Source organism: Polaribacter litorisediminis (assembly GCF_019968605.1).
Lineage (GTDB): Bacteria > Bacteroidota > Bacteroidia > Flavobacteriales > Flavobacteriaceae > Polaribacter > Polaribacter litorisediminis.
In genome coordinates this window covers 3785611-3802632 of record NZ_CP082966.1, presented here as the reverse complement: position 1 = coordinate 3802632, position 17022 = coordinate 3785611, and the positions used below count along the sequence as shown (strand labels likewise).

Here is a 17022-nt window from a genome sequence, read left to right as displayed (position 1 = left end):
AAAACATTTAGTTATTGTAGATTTGTAGCCTAAATATTCTTTGTTGAAAATAATAAATAATATAACTAATTTTTCTTCTACAGAACAAACCTTTGTGACGATTGGTACTTTTGATGGTGTGCATTTTGGGCATCAACAAATTATAAAAAAATTAGTTGCTGAAGCTAAAAAAGCAAACAAAAAATCGGTAGTACTTACTTTTTTTCCGCATCCTAGAATGGTGTTGCAAAAAGATGCTTCAATCGAGTTGATTAATACCATTGATGAACGTGCTAGTTTGTTAGAAAAAACGGGGTTAGATTATTTAATTATTCATCCTTTTAGCAAAGAATTTTCTAGAATGTCTGCCTTAGAGTTTGTGAGAGATCTTTTAGTAAACCAATTAAATATATCAAAATTGATTATTGGTTACGATCATCATTTTGGAAAAAATAGAGAAGGTAATATTAAGCAACTGACAGAATATAGTCATCTATATGATTTTAAAGTGGAAGAAATACCCGCACAAGACATAGACAGTGTTTCTGTAAGCTCTACAAAAATTAGACGTGCTTTGCATGACGGAAAGCTTAAAACTGCCAACAATTATTTAGGCTATCATTTTATGCTGCAAGGTACCGTTGTAAATGGCAAAAAACTAGGAGGTAAAATTGGTTACCCAACAGCCAATATTGATATAAAAGAAACTTATAAATTAATTCCTAAAACGGGCGTTTATGTTGTAAAATCTATAATTGATAACAAAATAGTTTATGGGATGATGAATATTGGGAGTAGACCCACTTTAAATGGAGGTTATCAAACTATTGAAGTTCATTTTTTTGATTTTAATCAAGATTTATACCATCAGAATTTAACCATTGAACTTCTTTACTTTTTGAGAGATGAACATAAATTTGATTCTATAGCTTCGTTAGTTCATCAACTTAAAAAAGATGAAGAAATTGCTAGAGCTTATCTTGTTAAAAATTTAGAGTCTTAAATTTAAGAACTTATAATCGTGGTGTATCTTTTTGTTAGCAATCTTATAAGTGTGAGAGCGAGCAATTTCGGAAGCTTCTGAGATTTCTACCTTGTTTACATGACAAGAATATGTGGAGAAAAAGCTAAATAATACCAGTGCATTTTAAAAAAATTCTTGTTTAGTTTCGCAATCTGCGTTAAGGATTGAGCAACTGTTTGAGCTCTTTTTTGTTTTTCTACAAAAAAAGCGAGTGCGAAAGCCTGACCCTTCGGGTAACGCCCAAAAAAATACAAGAAAATAAAAGAAACTACCCCTATTTTTTATTGACGAATTCGGGGTTAAACTATTTCACAAATTATATCTTTGCATTTCATAATTCTTACAGAAAATGTTACAAGTACAGTTTATTAGAGAAAATAAAAACATCGTTTTAGAAGGTTTAGCAAAACGTAATTTCGCAAACGCTGAAGCCATTATTGAGCAAGTGTTAACGGCTGATGAAAATAGAAGAGCTACTCAGGTTGCGTTAGATACTACCTTGGCAGAATCTAATAAAATATCTAAAGAAATTGGTGGTTTTTTTAAATCTGGAGAAATACAAAAAGCAAATCTTCTTAAAGAAAAAACTGGGCAGCTAAAAGAGAAATCTAAAGAGCTTTCTGAAAGTTTAGTTGCTTTTGCAAATGAATTGCAAGCGCTTTTATATCAAATTCCTAATATTCCGCATAGCTCTGTAAAAGCAGGAACTTCTGCCGAAGATAATGAGAACATTTTTAGCGAAGGGGCGATTCCTGATTTAGGAGACCATGCACTTCCGCATTGGGAATTGGCAAAGAAATATGACATCATAGATTTCGAATTAGGAACTAAAATTACGGGTGCAGGTTTTCCGGTTTATAAAGGTAAAGGAGCAAGATTACAGCGTGCATTAATTAATTATTTTTTAGATAAAAACACGGAAGCCGGTTATACTGAAGTTCAAGTTCCGCATTTGGTCAATGAAGAATCTGCTACTTGTACAGGTCAATTGCCAGACAAAGAAGGGCAAATGTATCATGTAACAGAAGATGATTTATATTTAATACCTACCGCAGAAGTGCCAATTACAAACATGTTTCGGGGTAATTTATTACAAGAATCAGCCTTTCCTATTTGTTGTACGGGCTATACACCTTGTTTTAGAAGAGAAGCAGGAAGTTATGGAGCGCATGTTCGTGGTTTAAACAGGTTGCATCAATTTGATAAGGTAGAAATTGTACGCATAGAACATCCGGAGAAGTCTTACGAGGCTTTAGACGGCATGGTAGAACACATTAAAAATATTTTAAGAGAATTAAAACTACCCTACAGAATTTTGCGTTTGTGCGGTGGTGATACTGGTTTTACGGCTGCACTTACATTCGATTTTGAATTGTTTTCTACCGCTCAAGATCGATGGTTAGAAATTAGTTCTGCATCAAACTTTGAAACCTTTCAGGCGAATAGATTAAAACTTCGTTTTAAAAATGCCGAAGGAAAAAGTGAATTTGCGCATACGTTAAATGGAAGCTCTTTAGCTTTGCCGAGAGTTTTGGCCGGAATTTTAGAAAACTATCAAACAGAAGACGGAATTAAAATTCCAGATGTTTTAATTCCTTATTGTGGGTTTGACATGATAAAATAGTAAACGGTTTTCAGTTGCAGTTTTTCAGTTCGCTGCTTTGCGTAAAAAGCTTACTTTTTATGTACAAAAATACTTACACTTAATAAACTGTTTTCGTTTCGTTAAGTACTATTTACTGCAACGTAAACTATTTGTCAGTATCAATTTTCTGTTAGTTAATGACTGCTTACTGTTACTTAAAACTGCAAACTAATTTTAATTTGCAATCACAGCAATCATTAATCTTTTGTATTTGTTCATCTCTAAAAGCGAATTTAAATAAGCACTTATTTGTCCGTTTTTCATGAACTCAATTGAGTTTTGTTTGGCGTTTTCGTATTTGTTGGTTAGCTCGTTCATTGTTTCGTTTTGATTGGTTATTTATAGTATAGACAAGATCTGTGCCAAAATGTTACAAAGAAGTCCAAAAAATAAGAATGGTTTCACAAAAATTTAACATTTATCTTCTTTATCTTTGGTTCACATGAAAAAACTCCTCATCCTTATTTTTCTAATTTTCTGTAACTTTTCTTTTAGTCAAGAAGCAGAACAGAATACTTTTTTCTTAGCAGAAACCTATTACAGACAAGGATCATATGAAAAAGCTACTCAAATTTATAAGAAGCTCTATGACAAAAGTCCTTTTAATACTTCTTATTTAAATCGGTTAATTAGCTGCTATCAAGAAACAGAAAACTATAAAATTGCGGAAGTTTTACTAAAAACAAAGCTTCAAAAAGATCCTTCCCAAACGTATTTAAATGTTTTTTTAGGATACAATTATGAGCGACAACAATTAAAAGAAGCAGCAACGATTTACTATGAAAAAGCCATCAATTCTATAGATATAAATGATTCTTATGCCAGTATTATTGCGCGTCTTTTTAAAGGTTATAACTTGTTAGACAACGCCATTTTAGCGTATCAAAAAGGAATGAACAACAATAAAAACGCCAACTATAATTTTCAAATAGCACAGATTTATGGCGAAAAAGGAGACTTTAAACAAATGTTTGAAGCGTATATTAATTTAGTAGATAAGAATACAAGTTATCTGAACTTAATTCAAAGATATGCAAGTATATACATTACGGAGGATGCCCAAAATGAAACCAATATTTTATTTAGAAAAACGCTTTTAAGAAAAGCTGCAAGCAACCCTAAAAACGAATGGAATATTTTATTAAGTTGGTTATTTGCGCAACAAAAAGAATATGAAAAAGCTTTTACGCAAGAAAAAGCTTTGTACCAAAGAAACCCTACAGATTTATCAGAAATTTTTAGTTTGGGTACAATAGCTTTTGAAAATAAAGCCTATGAATCTGCTCAACAGTGTTTTTCTTTTGTAAATGAAAACTCGATCTTAAATGAAGAAAAAATTGATGCGAATGTATACCTAATAAAAATTGCTGTAGCTTCTAAAAACCCTGAAACGGAAAACTTATTTCAATCTTTATTTATGCAATTTGGCAAAAATGCACAAACCATAGAACTCCTTGTAGAATATGCAGATTTTTTAACATTTACTAAAAATGAACCCGCACAGGCAACTGCTGTTTTAGAGCAAGCATTAGGGTTTTCAAAAACTAAATTTGACAAAGCGAGAATCAAACTAAAATTAGGAGATGTATTGGTTTTTAGAGGGAATTTTAACAAAGCCTTAATTTATTTTTCTCAAATTCAAACCCAATTAAAAAACCATGAATTGGCGCAGCAAGCGCGTTTTAAAGTAGCACAAACAAGTTATTTTAAAGGCGACTTTACGTGGGCAAAAGCACAACTAAAAGTACTAAAAGGCTCTACAACACAACTCATTGCCAATGATGCAGTAGCGCTATTTTTAAAAATTACAGACAATGAACCTGTAGACTCTATTCCGTCTGGATTAAAACAATTAGCAAGGGCAGAACTTTTGGCTTATCAGAATAAAAATGAGGATGCTTTGCAAGAAATTTCAAACCTTTTTTCATCCAAAGATATTTTAATAAATGGTTTGGTTCCGGGAGAAGTTATTTATGATGACGTACTTTTTTTAGAAGCAGAACTATACATCAAACTAAAAAGATATGAAGAAGCTATTGTAAGTTTAGAAAAAATTATAGCTGCAGATAACCAAGGTATTTTAACAGATGATGTAAATTTTTTGATGGCAGAAACTTATCATTATCATTTAAATAACATCGAAAAAGCGCAAGAATATTATCAAAAAATAATTTTTGAACATCCTTCTAGCATTTATTTGGTAGAAGCCAGAAAAAAATACAGAAAATTAAGAGGAGATAATTTGTAATTCATAGTTCATGGTTGTTGGTTTTAGTTGATAGCTTTTAATTCTTAGCTTCATCAAAAAAACACTCGCCAAAAAACCATGAATCATTGACCAGTAATAAAAAACCAAAAAATAATGTACATATACAACGTAACCATAAATATTGATGAAACTGTTCATGAAGAATGGTTAACCTGGATGGAACTACATATTCCGGATGTTTTAAATACTGGCAAATTTTTATCGGCAAAACTTACCGAGGTTTTGGTTGATGAAGAAATGGGCGGAAAAACCTATTCTGTGCAATATACAGCACGCTCTAAAGAATACTTACAGGCCTATTATAAAGAGGATGCAGATAAATTGCAAATAGAAAGTCTTAAAAAATTTGGTGATAAAATGTTGGCTTTTAGAACAGAATTAAAGTTAATTAAAGAGTTTTATCCTACAAAATTGGGGAATTAAAGAATTTCTTGAAACGAACTATCCTCGAGGCAAAGCAATAGAGGTACCTGCCGGCAGACAGGTTTCGCTCGTTTCATACGAAATCAAGTTAAGCACAAGCTTTGACCTAAAAAAGTCAAAAACCAAAATTCTATTATTTAGATTCCCGTTACCCAATCTAGTTGAGCATAAATTTCACGGGAATGACAATTCCAACGGAACCCTCGACGCAGAGCATCGAGGAACTCTTTTCGATTAGAAACTGCATGTGTATATAAAAACCACCTTTTTATACATTTGATTTAATTTAAATTTGAATCAGTCAATCACTATGCCGACAATACCTGTATCTTTGTTTAAGAAGGATAAAAAAGAAAGCGCGTGTCTGTAAAAGCAAAAAAACATTTAGGTCAGCATTTTTTAAAGGATGAAAGCATTGCAAAAGATATTGCCGATGCTTTAACAGAAAAAGGTTACGATCATGTCTTGGAAATTGGTCCAGGAATGGGTGTGTTAACCAAATACTTATTGCAAAAAAAGCCAAAAATTACGGTCATGGAATTAGACCGAGAATCTGTTGCTTATTTAAAAGATGTTTTTCCTATTGAGCACTTAAACTTAAACACCTCCAAAGAAAAATTTGAAATCATAGAGGGCGATTTTTTAAAGAAAGAAATTCAAGAAATTTTCCATAAAAAGCAAGTAGCCATCATTGGTAATTTTCCCTACAATATCTCCACTCAAATTGTCTTTAAAGCCATAGAAAACAGAGAATTTGTGCCCGAATTTGCAGGCATGTTTCAAAAAGAAGTAGCCAAAAGAATTGCCGAAAAAGAAGGCTCTAAAGTATACGGAATTTTATCAGTTTTAACACAAGCTTTTTTTGATGTTGAGTATTTATTTACAGTGCCACCCACTGTTTTTGATCCGCCACCAAAAGTAGATTCTGGTGTTATACGATTCATCAGAAAAAAAGACTATTCATTGCCCGTAGATGAAAAAATATTTTTTAGAGTTGTAAAAACAGCCTTTAATCAACGCAGAAAAATGTTGCGTTCTAGCTTAAAGTCTTTCAATCTTTCGGAAACTCTCAAAGAAGAACCTATCTTTGCGAAAAGACCTGAGCAATTGTCTGTTCAGGAATTTATTGTACTCACCCAAAAATTAGTATCCAATGGTATTTGAACTTAACGATGCCTTTATAGACCACTTATCAGAATTAATTGTTTCGAATAACGATAAAGAAATAACAGCTATTTTTTCTGATGTTCACTTTGCAGATATTGCAGAGGTTTTAGACGAATTAAATTTCGAAGAAGCTATCTACATCATTAAACTTTTAGATAGTGAAAAAACTTCTGAAATTTTAACCGAGCTAGATGAAGATATTCGTGAAAAAATCCTAGAAAATTTTTCAGCACAAGAAATAGCAGACGAAGTGGGCGAAATGGATTCTGATGATGCCGCAGATATTATTGGCGAACTTTCTGAAGAGAGACAAAAACGCGTTATTAATGCACTTGATGATGATGAATTAGCAGCAGATATTAGAGAGTTATTGTCTTATGATGAGAATACTGCCGGAGCTCTAATGGCAAAAGAACTTGTAAAGGTTTATGAAACTTGGACCGTTGCTGGTTGTATGCGCAGAATTAGAGGGCAAGCAAAAGAAGTAACCAGAGTGCACTCTATTTATGTGGTAGATAAAGAAGACAAACTAGTAGGGCGTTTGTCTTTAAAAGACTTAATTATTGCCAAATCAGATCAAAAAATTGCCGATATTTCTAAATCTACCGTAGATGCTGTAAATGTGCACGAAAATGATGAAGAAGTTGCTAAAATCATGGCAAAATACGATTTAGAAGCCATTCCTGTAGTCGATGATAAAAATGTGCTTTTGGGTAGAATTACCATTGATGATATTGTAGATGTTTTAAAAGAAGAAGCCGAAAAAGATTACCAAATGGCGGCGGGTTTAACACAAGATGTAGATTCTGACGATAGTATTTTAGAGCTTACAAAAGCACGTTTGCCTTGGTTATTTTTAGGTTTACTAGGGGGTGTTGGCGCTTTTTTAATCATGGGCCTTTTTGAAAACACGTTTGCAGAAAATGCCGTTTTATTCTTTTTTACTCCGCTAATTGCTGCCATGGCAGGGAATGTAGGTGTGCAATCATCCGCAATTATTGTGCAAGGTTTAGCGAATGATGACGTAAAAGGAAGCATTAATAGCAGATTGTTAAAAGAAATGCTTTTAGCAGCCTTAAACGGTTTTGTTTTAGCGTTATTTCTTTTCTTTTTTGTGTGGGCGTATGAAGGTAAAATCAATACAGCCTTGGCAATTTCTACATCTTTAGTTGTCGTGATTATTGTGGCAGGATTAATTGGTACGTTTGTTCCTTTATTTTTGAATAAAAGAGGCATCGATCCAGCCATTGCAACAGGCCCTTTTATCACGACCAGTAATGATATTTTTGGAATTTTAATTTATTTTATGATTGCAAAATTAATTTTAGGAATCTAGTATTTTAGCCATATTTTCATCAAAATCAATCAACTATTTACTACCTCCTATTTTCATTTTTTTGAAGCTATTTCCTGCTTTCCGCTATATCTTTTTGTGAAAAACAAAAAGGATGCCGCTGCAATCAGGGCTACCTGAACCCGCCAATGAAGTGCGTTTTATTTAAAGAGTTGTTTTAAAAATTATACAACATCCAAAAAGCATGAAGTACAAAGCTATTTTATATCTTATTTATAGCGATGGACTTAAAATTTCTGAGATTTTAAATGTACTACCATTTTAGGCCTATAATGCCGCAATAAATCGTTTTTTTTTCGCTTACTTTTTATTAAAAAAAATGACCGTAACAAAGGCTACGCTAATTATTTTTTAATTTCAATGAATCAAAAAATAATTCAATTTATTTACACGGCGTCATAAACCTAAATTGGTATAAGAACTTTGTTAAACACCCCAAATACAGAACAGATTAAAAGTATTATAGGTGCACATAAACTTATATTTATTAACGAAGCACAAAGAATAGAAGGCATTGGTTTAACCTAATAATACCAGTTTACACTTCAAATGCCGTATAAAATTAGTTTCTTTTTCACCCATTTGTCGTCATAAAATAGAACCGTAGCTATTGCTATGCTTAAATTTTATTCCTAAACTAGATAAAAAATAATTCAAATTTTTATTACCCCATTTAAAACACAAATTGGTATAAATTATTATAGAACAAGATAGTTTTTATTTTGATGTGGTTCATTTTACAAATGTGATGCATTTATACTCAATAAACGGAATGAGAATTTATGCTTGTTTTGGAAAAATAACCAATCGTTTTGAGTTTTGTAGCCTGAATGTTTTGAAATCAAAGAAATTTAGTATTGCTGGTGACCCTGAACATTGATAATCAACTTTAAAAGCTTAAATTTACAATTCTATGCTATGAAAAAAATAATTTTAAATACAGCTAAACACCGAAATAAAAATGTTTTGGCAATTCGTTTTAAGTATGATGATGAAATAAAAGAGCATCTCAAAAAACTTGAAAATGTTCTTTGGAGTCAGACTTTAAAATGTTTTTATATTGAACTTTCCTTAAAAAATTTAAGAATTATCTTTAGTTATTTAAAAAACACTAATTGGACTGTTGACTATTCTCAATTACACTCTTTTATTGAAAAAAGTAAAATAGAAGAGAAAAGAAATTCCCATTTAATCGATGAAATTCCAACTGAATATCAAATAGAACTTCAAAAATTTGAGAAATGGCTATTTCAAAAGCGTTTGAGTGAAAATACAGTAAATACTTACGTGGATGTAACTGCTACTTATATAAAGTATGCACTTCTTAAAAAAGTGGATTTATTTTCTACAAAGATTGTTGAAGCTTTTTGTTATGATTATATTTATAAGCCTAGTAAATCCATCTCTTATCAAAATCAATTTATTAGTGGTATAAAGAAATTTTTTGAATATAAAGGATATGCTTATGACCAAATCCATATTGAAAGACCCAAAAAAGAAAAAAAATTACCAATTATACTTAGTACTGATGAAATAAAATCAATTTTTAATACCATTACAAATCTAAAACACAAAGCTCTTCTAAGTTTATTATATTCTGCTGGTTTAAGAATTGGTGAGGCTATTAATTTAGAAATTACCGATATTGATAGCAAAAGGATGTTAATTCATATTAAACAAGCAAAAGGGAAAAAAGATAGATATACACTCCTGTCTTCTGCGTTCGTAAAAATCTTAAGAGAATATTACATTGCTTATAAACCTAAAAAATACCTATTTGAAGGGCAAAAAGGTGGGAAATACAGTAACACTAGTGCTCAAAAAGTATTAAAAAATGCGCTATTTAGAGCAGACATTAGAAAAAAAGCCACATTACATTCTTTGAGACATAGTTTTGCCACTCATTTATTAGAAAAAGGAACAGATATCAGATATATACAAGAACTTTTAGGTCATAGCAGCCCTAAAACAACTATGATTTATACACACGTTACAGAGACAAGTCTAAAAAAAATTAAAAATCCGTTTGATGATCTATTTTAATCCACTATATTTATGAAAATTTAAGTAGTATATAAAGACACTAAACCTCTGCATATCCTGCCAAGTTAGGAGCAAAATAGGACAAAAGTTCCGCATATAAACAAGTTGCCCACAATATGAGAAAAACTTCGAGAATATTAATTACGCTTCTGATTTTAACGAGTTTTTCGTGTAAATCTCAAACCAAATCCGAAAATGAAATGGCTGAATTCTCAAAAGAAACGACTGAAAAAGGAACATATAATCGCTTTATTTTAGTCAAAGGAAAAAGTCTAAAAGACATACAACCAAAAATTCAAGAATGGACGGAAATATTTACAGCAGAAGAACCTGTGAATTTTACAATTAATAAAACGGATTTTGGTTCTTGGACTTTAATAAAATTACCTGAAAACGAATTATTAACTGCTTATAATTATCACAATCTTGTTTATTGGTTTTTAGGAACACCACCAGAAGACCAAAATTATGCTGATTACTCAATCGGAATATCAATTGACAAAAATCGTGAATCAACATATCTGATTTATAACGATTATGATTTACGAGAAAAAATAGCAACTAATGACGATGTTTTTGGAATATCGGAAAAGAATCAGAAATTCATTTTAAGCATTCCGTTTGATGAATTAAACCCGAGTAATAATAAAGAAATTGCGGATTTTGACAAGTTTTTAAGCGACAATGGAATTAATTTAAACGAAATAGAAACCAAGAATCTAAATTGGACTGAATTACAAATCAAAGTGGAATAAAAATACTGTGGGCAACACCGTATATAATTTATTGCTAGTTCTAGCCTACTTACGAAAATCCTCGCGGATTTTCTATTCGGTTTGTATTTGCTAAATTAGGTGCTTAAAACACGCAACAAACCATATACAAACACGTTAGGCGCAATGTAACAAAACTACGAACTCATCGTCTTCCATTAACAAACCAATCAGAAAACTTAAATGCAAGAAAATCTAACGGAACGAAAAAAAACTTGGAATACAATCTTTATTTTCCTCGCTATTGTTACAATTTTAAGCTCTTTATTTCATTATGCGATAGTTAATTTATATCCATCACGAATATATATTGGAGGACTAATGTGGTGTCCTGCAATAGCTACCATAATTACGCTAAAACTGATAAAACGCCCTATTACTTCACTAAATTGGAATTGGGGAAATTGGAAATATATTCGACTTTCTTATTTTATTCCTGCTTTATATGGCTTAATCACTTATATACTAATTTGGGTTTTTGGCTTTGGAAGTTTGACAAATGAAGAAGCAATTACAGATTGGGGAAAAGAACTTGGTTTGATTGGAATAGGAACTCTAAATCCAACATCGATTGCAATCATATCTATTACCTTATTAGGAACTATTGAAGTAATAAGAGCAGCAGCAACAACTTTAGGGGAAGAGATTGGGTGGCGAGGTTTTTTTATTTATGAATTAAGAAAAGTTCTTTCCTTTACAGGTGTTTCCATTTTTAGTGGAATTATTTGGGCAACTTGGCACTGGCCATTAATTGTATATTATGGCGAAAATGTAATCCTGGAATTGACGACATTTTATGTTGTTATAGTCTCAATGTCGTTCATTATGACTTATTACACTTTTAAATCTAAAAGCCTATGGCCAGCAGTAATTTTTCACGCAGTAAGTAATGTATATATTCAAAAAATATTACCCGAATTAACAATAAAAAATGAAGGAGCGGAACATTGGCTTGGCGAAAACGGAATTATGTTTGCTATCGTGACTTGTGTTTTTGGAATTTATTTTTGGAAAAAAGCAATTAAAGAAAAATTGTGACTGAAAAGCACAGCGCCTAACACCTTGTATAAAAAATTGCTATATTTGATTTAAACTAAAACTTGTTGCTTTTTTGCAAACTTCTGAATTTCCGCTGGAAATTCCTCGTTAACAAAATCGCAACTTTCCATACAAAACAACGTTGTAATTAATTGCTCAGGAAAATCCATAATCTCAATAAAAATTAGTTAAATACTGAATTTATAAGTTTCTAAAGTTCGAGAAATTGCGAAATTTGCGGAACACTCTCTCGCTAATTAAAGGTTTTTAAAAATGCGGAATTTAGCAGTTTTTCGGAATTTCTACTTATGAAAAAATGTTGAAACGGAATTCCAAAATTGCGGAATGAAAAATCTTGGCGGAATTAAAATGTTTGAATTTAGCAAAATCCCAAAAAGCGAAATTTCCCAGCTTTTTTTTTAGAAAACTGTCTTTTAAAATTAAAATTTAGGAATTTACTCAAATGAGAAAAAGTTGAAAAAGGAATTAAATTGTGCTTACTCAAATGTTTCGCAACTAATTACAACACCGTATAAAAAAAATTGCTAAATTAGTCCTTAATCAAAGGCAGTTGCATTTTTGCCAACTTCTGAATTTCCGTTGGAAATTCCTCGTTGACAAAACCGCAACTATTTTTATACAACAACGTTGTAATTAATTGCTCAGGAAAATCCATAATCTCAATAAAAATTAGTTAAATACTGAATTTATAAGTTTCTAAAGTTCGAGAAATTGCGAAATTTGCGGAACACTCTCTCGCTAATTAAAGGTTTTTAAAAATGCGGAATTTAGCAGTTTTTCGGAATTTCTACTTATGAAAAAATGTTGAAACGGAATTCCAAAATTGCGGAATGAAAAATCTTGGCGGAATTAAAATGTTTGAATTTAGCAAAATCCCAAAAAGCGAAATTTCCCAGCTTTTTTTTTAGAAAACTGTCTTTTAAAATTAAAATTTAGGAATTTACTCAAATGAGAAAAAGTTGAAAAAGGAATTAAATTGTGCTTACTCAAATGTTTCGCAACTAATTACAACACCGTATAAAAAAAATTGCTAAATTAGTCCTTAATCAAAGGCAGTTGCATTTTTGCCAACTTCTGAATTTCCGTTGGAAATTCCTCGTTGACAAAACCGCAACTATTTTTATACAACAACGTTGTAAAAAACTAGCGGAAAAGTTAATCTAAAACGAAAGTTCTTTAAATATACTTTTTGCTTTTAAAGTTAGAAAAAATTGAGAATTAGTCCAAAAGAGGAAATTAAACCTAAAAAAAATTCAAGCAAATATGAGGGGAATAAAAATTATTAATTTAATATTAATAATATCTTTAATATTTTTTTCTTCATCTTGTAGTGATAATAATATTAAAGAAAAAATCAGTTATTATACAAATGGAGACATAAGAGAAATTCTATATAATAAAACAGATAAAATGTATGGTTTAAAAACCCAATTTTACCCAAACGGGAACTTGAATACCATTTCTTACTTTAAAAATGTCAAGTCAACAATGTTTATTGGTTTTTATGAAAGTGGACAAATTTTAATGAAAGGGAATATAGAAAATGATTTATACGAAGGCTTGTGGGTTTATTATTACGGAAACGGAAAATTAATGAACAAGGGAAACTTTAAAAAAGGCATCAGAGTTGGAATCTGGTACCATTACTCTAAAGAAGGAAAGTTAACGATTGAAGATTGTAAAGAAGGTGTAGAAGATTGAATAATTAACTCCATAACTCAAACTCTGAAGAACCAAAATTACGGAATTGAGCAACTTTCGGAATTATTTTATTTGTGGAATATTTACTCAAATTAGCAATTTAGAAAACCAAAAAATTGGAAACAAAAATTATTACAAAAAAAGAAAATTAATCAGACTGAAAAAATAAATAGGAAATTTAAACCCGCATTTTACAACACCGTGTATGGTAAATTGCTATATTTAGCATAAACTAAAACTTATTGCTCTTTTGCAAACTTCTGAATTTCCGCTGGAAATTCCTCGTTCACAAAACCGCAACTTTCAATACACAACCACGTTGTGTGCCATATAAAGAAACCCGATTAATGAGAATAATAATACTTCAGACTTTACTTTTTCTAACTCAAATCAGCTTTGGACAAGAGAGCAGAAAAGAAATGGCTGAATCGAAAATCTATGTTCGAGCAACCTACTTTGACCAAAAGAATGAGTTTATCGGACTGCAAGTAAGAACAGACTTAAAAGACACACTGATAGAAAATAGACATTTCTTAAAAATCAAAATGGAAGACTTTGTTGACTATTCTGACGTTGAAAAAACCGAAATCTATTTCGAATCCTTTGATAACGGTAATTATAAACTTCTCAATAAAAACTTTGAAACGGTTCACAATATTGACTACAACAAAACGGAAGAACAAACAGCTACACTTTTCGGAAACCTAGTAAAAACTTCACTCGAATATATCGACACAAGAAGGAGTTACCCAAGAGATAGCTTAATAGCAACCGACAAAACACCAAGAAAGTATTACACTACTGACAATTCAGAAATTTATGCTGTAATTATTCCTGAATTGAAAACATTAGCGGTTTCAAGTAATGGACAGTTTTATACAAAACAGCTTTACGGAGACAATTACAATGACATTTCAGAAGGAATTAAATACGATTTTCAAACCAGCAATCGATTTGACATTCAACCAGGAGATGAAATCCAATTGTTTTATCGAAGAAAATGGTACAACGACTCAACAGGGTTGGCTGAATACCAAGACAAACAATTTAAAAACGTCAGGTACATTGGAGATACAATAATTGACGGTAATAAGTCTCTTAAAATGGAGATTGATGGCTACAACTATCTAAGCGGTTCAAAAGATGGACCAGAAGAATTTTTAATGCATGTTTCCGATAGTGGTTACTATTATGGTAATCAGTTTATTCCATTTAAGGAATACTCAACAGAACTCAAACTTATTGAGCAAAACGGACAAAAGGTTTTTTTTCTTCAAGGAGTAAGTAAAGACACAATCAATGGATTTACCTATGAAAAAATTGTTCAAGCAACACCTGACCCTTACCGATATTTTATTCTTCCGTTTTTTCCAATGCCGTTTGTGGAGTTTGGAAACGTACAAGGGATAATTACCTATTCAAAAATTAAGGGAATAGAAAAAGGGACAAAACGGGAAAGAACATACATAACGGACGAAACCAACATTAGAGATATTTACAGTATTTCAGACAAGAAAGTAGAATTAGAAATTTACTTTTTAGACCAATTAGACGTTGAAATTGAAATCAAGGATTATGAAAATGATGAAGTAATCGGTTCATTAAAAACAAAGTCTAAAAAAGGAATAAACTTATTCACGGTAAAGACAGAAAAGTTAGAAAAGGGAAAATCATACAGCGTTCAGATAAACTATAAAGGAGAAAATAATTCAGGAAGTTTCTCGAACGGATTTAAATCAAAACATTAAAAAATACGGCACACAACAACGGCTATACGTAATGCGGGTTTTGGTGCTAAATTGAAAGTAAATGAATATTAAAACACATAACAACTGGCTGAAAGTGAAGTGCTTTTTAATCCCGCACTACGCATAGCCAAACCGTTGGCTGTAATTTAAAAGTCCGTTAACTAAACGAAATATAGTGTTTACTAATTAAGACTTTTCTATAAAAGCAAACTGAATTAAATTGGAATTGAATACTAAATAAAGTGATTTGAAAAAAGCAATACTTCTGACTTTCTTACTCAATTGCGGAATTGGAATCTCGCAAACCGAATTTCCATTTTATGAACAAATTGCGTTTGACTTTTATCAATCAACAATAATTGATTCTTTTCCTTCAAAAAAGAAAATAAAAGTTTATCCATATGTTATGGATTTTCATCCACCAAGAACGGGATTTTACAATCCAATCTGTTTGGGAATAAGTTGGAAAAGTAAAACTCAATTTAAAGAATTGGAATCTTATTTAGAAACTCAATTAAATATTGATTCCGATAGATTTGAACTTGATTTCTCGAATTTGGACAAAAAGAAATTCAAAATCAAAAGGAATGGAAACGGAACTTATCCAAAATTACAGATAACAGCACCACACAAAGAAATAAACGGAACTGAACGCATTTTTGTGAATATTCATATAACGAATAAATATTTATACGAGACTTATCATATTGAATTTAATGACAAAGGAAAAATTATAAATTGGTGTAGAACATATGACGAAGTTATAAGAACATATTAAAAAACTACAGCCAACAACATATATAATTTATTGCTGGCTTTTTGCTTACTTACGAAAATCCTCGCGGATTTTCTATGTCAGTAATTATTTATTAACTTGGTTGCATAAACACGCAACAAACCATATATAAACACGTTGTGGCTAATTTAACGAAACCCTGAATATGAAAGGAAAAATTGGAATTGTAATTATTATTTTGTCTTTTCTAATTTCATTAAATCCTTATTGGCTGATTTTTGGAATACCTCTTTTTGTAATAGGAATTATAATATTATTACTTTCTCAAAAACCTATTAAAACAAAATTAATTTGGATTTTAATGCCAATAATTCTTTGGTATCCATTTATGAATTTGTTTTTCTATTTAATGGGAACAATTGGAACAGCTACAGCTCAAAAACTTGATTTAATATTCCCTGAAAACTTTAAAGGAAAAGCAATTGTAATATCTGAAATGCCTTGTGGAGAAGAAATTGAAATTATTGATAACCGAGAACAATTGCGAATTCCAGAAAACGGAATTTTACTCTATAAAGGAAATTTAAAAAGCGGATATATAAATAATCGATATTTTAAAATTGACAAAAAAGGAAAAAAGACAGAAATACCAACTCGTGCGAATTATATGTACTTTGACGATTCAGAAAATAAACCTGACGAAAGTGTTGAAGGAATTTGGTTAAGTGGTGGTGGAACAAAATATAATCCAAATCCAAATGGCGGAATTAATTACTCATACAGAGAATTTTTAATAAGTTCAAAAGATAGTTTGGAAAAATGGAATGATTTTAAGAGTTCTAGAAAATTAGAAAGAATAACAGATAGTTTAGTGGAAAAGTGTAAAAATAAAAACTAGCCACAACAACGTATATAATTTATTGCTAATTCTAGCCTACTTACGAAAATCCTCGCGGATTTTCTATTCGGTTTTTATTTGCTAACTTTAGTGCTTAAACCACGCAACAAACCATATACAAACACGTTGGCAACAAGCTAAAAAAACGAAATGCTGAAAGGAAAACGAAAACTAATTTTATTAATTCTTATTGTAATTCTGAC

At 30.9% G+C, this 17022-nt stretch carries 14 protein-coding genes; 13 read left to right on the top strand and 1 reads right to left on the bottom strand.

The annotated features are described in order from the left end of the window. Positions 1-43: 43 nt before the first annotated feature. Together K8354_RS16330 and serS are read left to right on the top strand one after the other, a co-directional pair. On the top strand, positions 44-982 hold the full coding sequence (locus tag K8354_RS16330; RefSeq protein ID WP_223443121.1) for a bifunctional riboflavin kinase/FAD synthetase: 939 nt from the start codon (positions 44-46) through the stop codon (positions 980-982). Positions 983-1352: 370 nt separating this feature from the next. After that, positions 1353-2627 carry a serine--tRNA ligase gene (serS, locus tag K8354_RS16325; RefSeq protein ID WP_223443118.1) on the top strand — a complete coding sequence of 425 codons (1275 nt, stop codon included), beginning with the start codon at positions 1353-1355 and terminating at the stop codon, positions 2625-2627. 195 nt (positions 2628-2822) lie between these two features. Here serS and K8354_RS16320 read toward each other — a convergent pair whose 3' ends face one another. Continuing rightward, positions 2823-2966, bottom strand: coding sequence for a hypothetical protein (locus K8354_RS16320; protein ID WP_223443114.1), 144 nt, complete (start codon positions 2964-2966; stop codon positions 2823-2825). A 124-nt stretch (positions 2967-3090) separates the two neighbouring features. Here K8354_RS16320 and K8354_RS16315 point away from each other — a divergent pair, with 124 nt between their 5' ends. From K8354_RS16315 to K8354_RS16265, 11 genes are all read left to right on the top strand, one after another. Continuing rightward, positions 3091-4896, top strand: coding sequence for a tetratricopeptide repeat protein (locus K8354_RS16315; protein WP_223443110.1), 1806 nt, complete (start codon positions 3091-3093; stop codon positions 4894-4896). Between the two features lie 114 nt (positions 4897-5010). Continuing rightward, positions 5011-5340: a DUF4286 family protein gene (locus K8354_RS16310; protein WP_223443107.1), complete on the top strand. Its 330-nt coding sequence runs from the start codon at positions 5011-5013 to the stop codon at positions 5338-5340. Positions 5341-5700: 360 nt separating this feature from the next. Continuing rightward, positions 5701-6504: a 16S rRNA (adenine(1518)-N(6)/adenine(1519)-N(6))-dimethyltransferase RsmA gene (rsmA, locus tag K8354_RS16305; protein ID WP_223443103.1), complete on the top strand. Its 804-nt coding sequence runs from the start codon at positions 5701-5703 to the stop codon at positions 6502-6504. Beyond that, complete coding sequence (gene mgtE, locus K8354_RS16300) at positions 6494-7843, top strand: magnesium transporter (RefSeq protein ID WP_223443101.1); 1350 nt, start codon at positions 6494-6496, stop codon at positions 7841-7843. The genes rsmA and mgtE overlap by 11 nt, the downstream gene beginning before the upstream one ends. A 936-nt stretch (positions 7844-8779) precedes the next feature. After that, positions 8780-9904 carry a tyrosine-type recombinase/integrase gene (locus K8354_RS16295; protein WP_223443086.1) on the top strand — a complete coding sequence of 375 codons (1125 nt, stop codon included), beginning with the start codon at positions 8780-8782 and terminating at the stop codon, positions 9902-9904. A gap of 116 nt (positions 9905-10020) precedes the next feature. Then, positions 10021-10659 (top strand): hypothetical protein, encoded by a 639-nt coding sequence (locus K8354_RS16290; RefSeq protein WP_223443071.1) that lies wholly within the window; start codon positions 10021-10023, stop codon positions 10657-10659. Between the two features lie 201 nt (positions 10660-10860). Next, entirely contained in the window at positions 10861-11715 is an 855-nt protein-coding gene (locus K8354_RS16285; protein ID WP_223443068.1) for a CPBP family intramembrane glutamic endopeptidase, read from the top strand. A 1284-nt stretch (positions 11716-12999) separates the two neighbouring features. Further along, positions 13000-13437, top strand: a complete 438-nt coding sequence (locus K8354_RS16280) for a toxin-antitoxin system YwqK family antitoxin (RefSeq protein WP_223443023.1) — start codon at positions 13000-13002, stop codon at positions 13435-13437. A 347-nt stretch (positions 13438-13784) separates the two neighbouring features. After that, complete coding sequence (locus tag K8354_RS16275) at positions 13785-15185, top strand: hypothetical protein (protein ID WP_223443065.1); 1401 nt, start codon at positions 13785-13787, stop codon at positions 15183-15185. 247 nt (positions 15186-15432) lie between these two features. Then, positions 15433-15963, top strand: coding sequence for a hypothetical protein (locus tag K8354_RS16270; RefSeq protein ID WP_068359808.1), 531 nt, complete (start codon positions 15433-15435; stop codon positions 15961-15963). 163 nt (positions 15964-16126) lie between these two features. Continuing rightward, positions 16127-16819: a DUF6843 domain-containing protein gene (locus K8354_RS16265; RefSeq protein WP_223443062.1), complete on the top strand. Its 693-nt coding sequence runs from the start codon at positions 16127-16129 to the stop codon at positions 16817-16819. Positions 16820-17022 lie beyond the last annotated feature (203 nt).